Source organism: Virgibacillus sp. FSP13 (genome assembly GCF_054048505.1).
Window position 1 is genome coordinate 48,579 of the sequence record NZ_JBSVKG010000024.1, and the last position, 9,034, is coordinate 57,612.

Consider the following 9,034-nt stretch of genomic DNA (forward strand, 5'->3'; position numbering starts at 1 on the left):
TTAGAATCTACTGTACCAACTACTCAGTAAACCTAGTTCATCTCTAGAGCCACAAGGTAGTGGGGGCAATTCGAATTTACTTTCCAAAAAAAACCACTAGTATTTTTCCACCTAGTTTAAAAGCCATTTCTTGAATATTTACGTTACCCTCAGTAATGACAGATAACGTCCATTTAAGATGATGAATGGTATACTGACTTTATATTCCAAAATAAAAATTAACCCAATTTATAATAGTATAATCAGACCATTTAAGTTCATTATGCTTCGGATTAAGAGTTTTAATCAGAAATTGTTCAAGTTTTTCTGTTGTACTCTTACGGTTATTTGGCAAGGTAAGAATTTCAGCCCACTCTATTTCTTGGTAAAAATAATTCGTATTCAGGCTTTTCCCTCTCATATGGTCAAAAACCCTGTTTAGAATCTTGCTGCTCATTCCAACATATAACAACGTACCATTCTTATCGTACAGTCGATAAATGCCGTTTAATTGAACAGGAATTCCGCTTGATTTTCTAATTTCTCTTATCCCTAATTCAATATCAGATTTCTCTATAAAGAAGATATTATTACCTGTATCAATTTTAAGCATCAAATATCTCTCCCTTCTTATTTTTACAATTGTATTTTCAACAAAACTTGTATCTATTTATATATAATACACAATCAATATGATGGTGTTCCACATACACAGTAAGATAGGAATTACGAGAAAACTAAAGTAAAGGTGAGATAAGGAAAGGTAATCTAAGCTTAGTCACTAATTTTGAAAGTTTCGAGGCAGGTTCAAAAAATTTCTTGATAGTAGTTTTTCATTTAATATGTATGGTAGAAGGGTTTGCAGAAGGCATTGGTACATAAAAAAAGTAACCCATCCTGCCTTTTTGACCGAAGAATAGGGGTATAGGTCACTTTATTGTTAATAATAAAACATATAACTGATATTCAACTATATAGGAGATATGTCTAAGGAGAGAAAGATGATAAATGTTACTGAATAGTAACGCTCATAATCCGTTCCAAGTCTATAACAATAAAAAACCATTATTGACAAGATATCCTGTCTTCTTTACAATATAATTGTATTAAAATAAATGTAAAAAGCTCATGGGAGCTTAATTACTTAATGCTGTGGGATATGTTGAACATTACTCCTTTGTCACACTCGTAATGAAGGGGTCGGGGGTTCAAATCCTCTCACCAGCACCACTTTTCCCTTGGAGAAGTACCCAAGTACGGCTGAAGGGGACGCACTCGAAATGCGTTAGGGCGCACTACGCGTCGCGTGGGTTCGAATCCCACCTTCTCCTCCATTACATACATAATCACTTTCCCTCATTACTTATAAAATCCAATCGAATGAAGAAAAAATACCCCAACAATCGAAAATATAAATCCAGTTAGCAATATCAAGATTGGCGTTTTAAAATTTTTCTTATCTTCAAACCAGGCAATAATCGCAACTCCAAGAATTAATAACATACTCAAAAACACTGCTGCAAAAGGATTCGTCGGTGTTATCCAATCATACCAATGTACAAAATTCATAACCATCGCCCCTTTTTAGCTTATCGTTAATATGAGAAATACTTGTCTTGCGGAGCCTCCATGATAAACGGGCACCTTTGTCCTGCTGTAATCATAATCAATTCATGCATTGCCCGTGTACAAGCTGTATAGAAAAGTGTTCGATCTGATTCCAAGGCATATCTCTGAACAGATGCATCCGGAATGATGACAGCATCAAATTCAATCCCTTTTGCCAAATAAACCGGAAGAACCAATATCCCCTTTTCAAAAGTACGCGACGCTTCATTTAGCTGTTTCACCGGCAACTCAGATTTCAGCGTTGCAAAAATGGTTTCACTTTCCTGTTGCGTTTTACAGATAACCGCAATCGTCTCATGCCCCTTACCCTTTAATTCCTCTATTTTTATTTGCAATGTTTTATTTATATCTACCTTATCGTTAACTTCCACAAGTTCCGGCTTTTTTCCTTCCCGATTAAACGGTTCAATTATGTCTCCAGCAGGGGCAAAGTATTTCGTGAACGCTACAATTTGTTTTGTGGAACGATAACTTTTTGTGAGTACAATTCGTTCATGACTTTCAGCTGAGTTTTCTGGAATAAGCGGACTTCCTTGAACGGCATGCGTATATATCGCTTGATTAATATCGCCTAACAAGGTCATTTTCGTGTAAGGAAATACACTTTTAATAAAAGCAAACTGAAATGGTGAATAATCCTGTGCTTCGTCTATAAACAAGTGGCGAACTGACCGATCAGCACTGTCCCCCAATATTTGGCCTTGAAAATACACATATGGTACAGCATCTTCCCATGATAGAAAATTCCGGGAGAGCTCTGAAACAGTTTGTTCACTAATACGATCCCAATGTTCCGGCACTTCTTCTGGGCTCCATTCTTTAAAAAACTTTCGGTACGTTGCAAACACATTAACAAATTTAAACTGTTTTATCCGCTTTTTCAGCACAGAAAAGACTTTTTTCACAACTTCTCTTCGTAAAAATTCCTCTTCCGTACCAGTTGCATATAATTCCTCCGTCTGATCCTGTTTTTGTATATGCTTATATGCTTCTAAGTAATCCTCTTTATCTAGTAGTTCAATTTGCTCCATAACCCAGTCTTTACTTTGCTCTTCCCGCTGTTGCTTTCGTATTTTAGCAAGCAGCCATTTTGCGACAAGCTCCATTTTATTCGGTATTGCAATAGTCGAATCCAAGGAATAAAAATAATCTTGAATTTGTTCTTTTGAAATAAGAACTTGCTTGCGAAATGAAATAGTTTTAAAAAGTAACCCCTCATTCGCTAAATCAGCAACAAATTCATCCACGTGTTGTTTAAATTTCAGACTTGATTTGTAGTCAATACCTTCCATTTTTGTATGATATTGATCATCCTGTGCTCCAGCTAACTTATATTCCATATACTGAAATGGTGATTCTATTGATTGTTGTTCCCCGACTTTTGCTTCCAAATATTCATGAAATGTCGTCTGTCTTACATTTGCTTCTCCTAATTCCGGAAGTACGTTGGAAACATAACTGCTAAACAAAGGATTCGGTGATAACAGGATAACATTTTCAGGAGTTAACGTTTCACGATATCGATACATTAAATAGGCAATTCGTTGTAGCGCTGCTGATGTTTTTCCACTTCCAGCAACACCTTGAACAATTAATAATTTATTTTTTTCATCGCGAATAATTTTATTTTGCTCTTTTTGAATAGTAGCTACGATGCTTTTCATTGTTGTACTTGCATTATTGCCCAGCGCTTGTTGCAAAAGTTGATCACCAATTGTTACACCGGTATCAAACATTCCATTTAGTATACCGTTACGAATTATAAATTGCCTTTTTAGTGTGATTTCGCCGCTTATTGTTTCATCTACTGTTTTATATTTAGCTTCACCCGGAGAGTAATCGTAATAAAGGCTCGAAATCGGTGCTCGCCAATCATAAACCAAAAAATCCTCGTCCTCATTGTCCATTAATGAAGAAATCCCAATATAGATTGGTTCACTCTCGGGTTCTCTTTCCTCCCAAAAATCAATCCGTCCAAAATACGGGGAATTTTTAAGTTGTTTTAATGTCTTTAACTCTTCTCCTATTTTGCCATGAAACCTTTCTCTTTCTGATAATAGCTCTGCCTGTTGTTTAATGCTTGCCTGGGTTTCTATTACATCATCAGGTTCATCCAGGTTAACCGTTACATTGTCCCAAAAGTTTTTTCGAAGGTCGATGACACTTTCTTTTAATCCAGTAGCTTTTGCATACAGTCTCACTTCTCTTTGGTTAATCTCATCAATAACCTCATCAACCCGACGCTGTTCTGCTTCACGACTTTCATTTTTACTACTCATCATATCGCCTCCGTTTCACCTCTAAAATTAATCCTTTGACTTTCAAATGCAAGTGTGTTATGATAACAATGGATGTTTATTTAATATAATATGATTTAATCACATATAAACTATATTACTACTTTTACAACTTCAATGCAACCGTAAAATTGGAGGTTTTTTTAATTGGGAGAGTTTAAGGAATTAACGTCGATTGATATGCTAAAGAACTTCATATACAACAATCCATTAACCTTTCTGTTTATTTCCCAACCTAATTGCAGTGTCTGTCATGGCTTATTTCCCCAAGTGAATGAATTAATGACTCATTATCCAAAAATTAAACTAGGTCATGTTAATGCTGAACAAGTAAAGGAAGTAGCCAGTCTGTTTTCTGTCTTCACCGTACCAGTGCTTTTATTTTTCGTCGATGGAAAAGAATATATACGGGAAGCAAGGATTGTTCATCTTGATCAATTAGATGAAAAGATTAATAAAATATATAAAAATGTATGTAGCTGACTTATGACGCAGCTACATTTTTAATTTTCTTCCCCATATTTACAACCCCTAAAGGCAAGCATAAGTTTCGTTTTCTAACATACATTTATCTACAGATGTGATTCATTTTGTTATATTGAAAATGCGATTAATAATTTTTCCATTATTAATATGCACTTGATTTGTACAATAAATCAAAGGAACAAAAATAGTTTCATTCACAATTATAATGAAAAGAGGTTTAAAACATATGAAAATACTTATTGTTGGTGCTAGTGGCACAATCGGAAAAGAAATCACAAAAAAATTGGCGGGTGATCATGAAGTCATCCGTGCTGGGCGAAATGGCGCTGATGTTCAGGTTGATCTCACATCCGTAGACAGCATTAAGAATATGTACGAGAATGTTGGCGAAGTCGATGCGGTAGTAAATGCTTCAGGTGGCGCTAATTTTGCCACTGTCACGGAATTAACACCCGAACTAAATGAAAAGGGAATTGAGAGCAAACTGAAAGGTCAAATTAACTTGGTATTATTAGGCTTAAACAATGTTCGTGACAATGGAAGCTTCACCTTAACAACTGGTATCATGATGGACGATCCAATACGACAAGGGGCCTCAGCAGCAATGGCTAATGGCGGTGTAAAAGCATTTGTAAAGTCTGCCGCAATTGAGATGCCTAGAGGAATTCGGATCAATAGCGTCAGTCCAAATGCCGTTCAGGAATCATGGGAAAGGTTAGAAAAATTCTTCCAAGGATTTGACCCTGTCCCTGCAAAACGTGTCGCATTAGCTTATAAGAAAAGTGTCCTAGGCGCACAAACCGGACAAAACTATGAAGTGTATTAAGACTTATCGAACGGAGGTGAGGGAAGTCGCGCTAGTCGCTGGGCGTTGGACGTGGCTATCATGCCCAAGAATAAATTAGGCACCAAATTTTTATGTTTTCCATATCGCAAAAAACTTGCTTATGATTAATTTCATAAGCAAGTTTTTCCTTTTACTGTATCACTACATTATACAAAGATAATTCATACTCATCATTTCCAGCGGCTGGATCTTGCTTGACTATTTCACCTTTATACAATGATTTGCCTGATTCAAGGTCAGATACTACCAAATTTGCTGATGTTTTTAAATTGGTAAGGTGTTGCAGTGCATACAATTTGCCATCTTTTATTTGAAAGGATGGTTTTACATCATCAGAACCTGATATTTGTATCGAAATTTTCCTTTCAACCGTTTGATTCTTTAAATTATACGGTGTAACCACTATCCCGTTCTTATTCGTTTCAAAACCATAGATCGATGTTCCATCAAACGTATTAAACTTATGTCCTCGAATTTTTTCGGGTAGTTTGACCGCTTTTTTCTTACCTGTTTTAAAATTATATGCAATCAATTCATTGCTTTTTTCCTTTGATGTATACGTCCCATCTTCAAGTTGCACCTGTTCTCCCACGAACTTATTAAAAACAGCATATTCATGGGCATTCATAAAGTCTGTTTCATTTAGTAGAGAAACATCTGTATACATATCTTTCTTTCCCGTCTGTCCCGCTGCCGATATGATCGTATCATCATTAGTCAATCCATTCGTTTTCACATTAAATTCATACACATGAATCTCGATATTATTGTAATCTGTTAGTGAATTATGTGTAAGCACCTTTAATTTATCATTCACCATTTGTACATCTAAGACTTGTATATAATTGATGTCCGCACTGTTTGGAACACCTAAAGTAAATGTAGTTGTTTTATCACTCTTTTTATCCAAAACGGAAATCTCAAAATCATAGTCCCTTGGTCGTAGTGAACTAATTTGATAGGATACATCGCCATATGCAAGAAAATCTTCATTCTCAAAATAAGCAGCAAGGTTAATCCCTTTCCCGCGCATAAAACTTCGATGCTCTTTTCGGAGTTGCCCAATCAAGGACTGTGTTCCCTTTATTCGATCAAAAAATGAACGTTCACTATCATATAGCGACCCATCTGCTGTTATTTCCAAATTTTGATTTGTTGAACCGACTTGCAAACTACCACTTACATTTAGGTTTTCTATTTCCTTTTCATCACCATTTTGCTTTTTAATAACAAATTCCGGATATTGGCTTGCCGACACAGCGGACTGAATATAATACGTTCCGATAGATAGTACAATTACGGTCAAAATAGCAATGGCTTTCCAATATTTTTTCATCATGATAGTCCCCTCCTCACACTCTTATTCTTTTATTTAATAAAAATCCGCTCATCCAAATGGAACCTACAAGAACGATTAATCCCATAACCGTCTCCAATGCTAGCATTTCCAGCGGATAAAAATAGTTCATTTGTAAAAGTTTTTCTAAGAGAACAGGAGCAAGGAAGACAACGATAGCCACAACCCCGTATGCGATTCCCATAAAAATCCCCTTCAATCGATAGCTCCGTTCAAAGAGTATTGCCGTAAACAGGACAGCAACCGCCATCAAACCAGCACCATAATATAGAATGAACTCGATAAAACTTTGTGGAATAATAAGGGTTAACTCGGGCATATTTCCAATAACATCTTTTATACCCATATCCATCCGAAACTCTTTTGGCACCATCCATTTTAAAACGGTACTCTCAATTGGCAATAAAATTAATTGAAGTGCCACAAACCCAAACGTGGTTATTAAGATGGTTGTGATTTTAGCAAAGAATACGTTTAGCCTTGCCGTTGGTAGCATCAGTAATCGATAGATAAACGTGTTTTTCCCAAACCAATCACGATACCAAATGAAAAAGATGTAAAACGCTATCGCTGCAATACACAATGCAATTGGGCCAAGGAACCATACACTTCGAACAACTTGCTGCAAACTCATCGGCCCCGTCTCCGATAGAAATTGCGCTTTTGGTATCATATCCTCATTAATCGCTTCATTCGCTTCTGCTAAGTAACCTTTTGATTTGACAATAACGCCAGCAATTTGAGCAATAATTGTGATTGCCAAAAGGACCACATAAATTTTTGCAAACCGATTGAATTCAAAACTGACCAGCTTCATATATCGTTTCATCCTTGGTACACCTCTCTCATTACATCAACTACAGATTTCCCTTCCTCTTCTCGGACCTCTTCTGCATTAAATTGCTTCAGTACAATTCCATTATCTAACAACACTACCTTATCGATTAAATGTTCAATGTCGTTAATTTCATGGGTCGTGATGATTACCCCTCGATCTTCAATTAAATGGCTAGTAAACACTTCGGCGATTTGTTCCCTGCTAAACATATCGATCCCAGAAAATGGTTCATCCATTAATATGAAATCAACATCCATTGCTAAGCCAAGCAATAGATTCACTTTTGCTGTGTTACCTTTCGATAGATCAGAAATTCGGTCGGTTTCTTTTAACTTAAAAAATCCAAGTAATTCTACTGCACGTTCCTGATTCCAGCAGTCGTAAAAATCATTCATAAATTCCATTGCGTCTGCTATCCGCATTTGCGGTAACATGGTAATTGCATCAGGAATAAAGGTTACTTTCTCGAAGCTGTGTTTATTGATTTTTTCCCCGTTGATTAAAATTTGTCCGCCATTAATCGGCGTTAATGCCATGATTGCATTTAAAATCGTCGTTTTCCCCACACCATTTATTCCGATCAGACAAGTGATTTCGCCCTTATTCGCTGTAAATGAAACATCATGTAGTACTTGCTTGCGACCAAATTTTTTCTTCATGTCTTTTACTTCAATCATGTGATAACCCTCCTATTCATTGCTTTCTGTATATTTTTCTTTCACCATATCGATTACTTCTTCAACTGGGACATTAATAGAACGGATGGAGCTTACAAAGGATTCCACCGCTTCTAAAATAAGCTCTTCTCTCACCGCTCCTAAGATCTGTTCGTCCTGTGTAATGCGGCTAGGCAAATTTCGCTCTGTATAAATCAAGCCTTCCTCCTCCATTTCCTTATATGCTCGTTGCGCAGTATTTGGATTTATCTTCAATTTGTTCGCTAATTCGCGTCGTGATGGAATTTCCTGTCCAGGTTCAAGCATTCCTGTTGCGATTTCTTCTTTAAAGTGACGAACAACCTGCACATATACAGGATCCCGATTATTAAAATTCACTTTCCTCATAAACACAGCTCCTATATTTCTCAGATGTGTAGCTTTTTCGGATGTGTATTATGCGATTAATACACCAAGGCTATAAAAATGTGTATTAAGCAGTTAATACGCCCTTGAGATGTATTATATGGTTAATACACCATGTTTGTCAACAAGGAATTTTATCTTCTGTTAAAGGTAGTTACCCCATTTTTGAAATAGGCTGTTTTCTAATAGATTAGGACTGCGATTACTCTTCCCATCGAAAGCATTTGTTGTTTTTTACACAATATATATAAACTGCGCAGTAACATTTAGTGTGACTTCCACCCCTTCTATATAAGACGAGTGCTAATCCAGCGCTGCGGAAAAATACTCGCTTTCCATGGGGAACGCTTCAGCCTCCTCGCTCGCAAAGAACGCTCGCTGTGGGGTCTTCAAACTGTTCCTTTTCCCATTGGAGTCTCGCATTTTTCCGCAGCTTGGAATAACTTTCTGTTCAAGTGATAAGTCCTCGATACGTTGATTTTATGGGATATAACCACTTGATAATCAGAAAATCACTAA

9 protein-coding genes and 1 tRNA gene are annotated in these 9,034 nt (G+C 36.5%); 3 read left to right on the forward strand and 7 right to left on the reverse strand.

Features of this window, described 5'->3' with window-relative positions:
- Positions 1–199 precede the first annotated feature (199 nt).
- Complete coding sequence (locus ACW2QC_RS16590) at positions 200–592, reverse strand: GIY-YIG nuclease family protein (RefSeq protein ID WP_457545060.1); 393 nt, start codon at positions 590–592, stop codon at positions 200–202.
- A gap of 627 nt (positions 593–1,219) precedes the next feature.
- Here ACW2QC_RS16590 and ACW2QC_RS16595 point away from each other — a divergent pair.
- Positions 1,220–1,313: transfer RNA gene (locus ACW2QC_RS16595), tRNA-Ser, on the forward strand.
- 25 nt (positions 1,314–1,338) lie between these two features.
- Here the strand turns inward: ACW2QC_RS16595 and ACW2QC_RS16600 are convergent.
- Together ACW2QC_RS16600 and helD are read right to left on the reverse strand one after the other, a co-directional pair.
- Positions 1,339–1,548, reverse strand: a complete 210-nt coding sequence (locus ACW2QC_RS16600; RefSeq protein WP_106495110.1) for a hypothetical protein — start codon at positions 1,546–1,548, stop codon at positions 1,339–1,341.
- Between the two features lie 26 nt (positions 1,549–1,574).
- A complete protein-coding gene (gene helD, locus ACW2QC_RS16605; RefSeq protein ID WP_457545061.1) occupies positions 1,575–3,887 on the reverse strand; it encodes an RNA polymerase recycling motor HelD in 2,313 nt (770 codons plus the stop codon).
- A gap of 165 nt (positions 3,888–4,052) precedes the next feature.
- Here helD and ACW2QC_RS16610 point away from each other — a divergent pair, with 165 nt between their 5' ends.
- A complete protein-coding gene (locus ACW2QC_RS16610; RefSeq protein ID WP_457545062.1) occupies positions 4,053–4,388 on the forward strand; it encodes a thioredoxin family protein in 336 nt (111 codons plus the stop codon).
- Positions 4,389–4,617: 229 nt separating this feature from the next.
- Positions 4,618–5,217 (forward strand): short chain dehydrogenase, encoded by a 600-nt coding sequence (locus ACW2QC_RS16615; RefSeq protein WP_457545063.1) that lies wholly within the window; start codon positions 4,618–4,620, stop codon positions 5,215–5,217.
- Positions 5,218–5,368: 151 nt separating this feature from the next.
- On the opposite strand, the gene ACW2QC_RS16620 is transcribed toward ACW2QC_RS16615, so the two are convergent.
- From ACW2QC_RS16620 to ACW2QC_RS16635, 4 genes are read right to left on the reverse strand one after another with little or no spacing between them, the layout of a single operon-like run.
- Positions 5,369–6,577, reverse strand: coding sequence for a hypothetical protein (locus ACW2QC_RS16620; protein WP_457545064.1), 1,209 nt, complete (start codon positions 6,575–6,577; stop codon positions 5,369–5,371).
- 13 nt (positions 6,578–6,590) lie between these two features.
- Positions 6,591–7,424, reverse strand: coding sequence for a hypothetical protein (locus ACW2QC_RS16625; RefSeq protein WP_457545065.1), 834 nt, complete (start codon positions 7,422–7,424; stop codon positions 6,591–6,593).
- On the reverse strand, positions 7,421–8,110 hold the full coding sequence (locus ACW2QC_RS16630) for an ATP-binding cassette domain-containing protein (RefSeq protein ID WP_457545066.1): 690 nt from the start codon (positions 8,108–8,110) through the stop codon (positions 7,421–7,423). The genes ACW2QC_RS16625 and ACW2QC_RS16630 overlap by 4 nt, the downstream gene beginning before the upstream one ends.
- Before the next feature lie 12 nt (positions 8,111–8,122).
- On the reverse strand, positions 8,123–8,497 hold the full coding sequence (locus ACW2QC_RS16635; protein WP_457545067.1) for a GntR family transcriptional regulator: 375 nt from the start codon (positions 8,495–8,497) through the stop codon (positions 8,123–8,125).
- Positions 8,498–9,034 lie beyond the last annotated feature (537 nt).

Excerpts from the sequence above, each read along its gene's own strand:
- ACW2QC_RS16615 (WP_457545063.1), top strand. The coding sequence starts at position 4,618 with ATGAAAATACTTATTGTTGGTGCTAGTGGCACAATCGGAAAAGAAATC.
- ACW2QC_RS16625 (WP_457545065.1), bottom strand. The coding sequence starts at position 7,424 with ATGAAACGATATATGAAGCTGGTCAGTTTTGAATTCAATCGGTTTGCA.
- ACW2QC_RS16630 (WP_457545066.1), bottom strand. The coding sequence starts at position 8,110 with ATGATTGAAGTAAAAGACATGAAGAAAAAATTTGGTCGCAAGCAAGTA.
- ACW2QC_RS16600 (WP_106495110.1), bottom strand. The coding sequence starts at position 1,548 with ATGAATTTTGTACATTGGTATGATTGGATAACACCGACGAATCCTTTT.
- ACW2QC_RS16635 (WP_457545067.1), bottom strand. The coding sequence starts at position 8,497 with ATGAGGAAAGTGAATTTTAATAATCGGGATCCTGTATATGTGCAGGTT.
- ACW2QC_RS16590 (WP_457545060.1), bottom strand. The coding sequence starts at position 592 with ATGCTTAAAATTGATACAGGTAATAATATCTTCTTTATAGAGAAATCT.
- helD (WP_457545061.1), bottom strand. The coding sequence starts at position 3,887 with ATGAGTAGTAAAAATGAAAGTCGTGAAGCAGAACAGCGTCGGGTTGAT.
- ACW2QC_RS16620 (WP_457545064.1), bottom strand. The coding sequence starts at position 6,577 with ATGATGAAAAAATATTGGAAAGCCATTGCTATTTTGACCGTAATTGTA.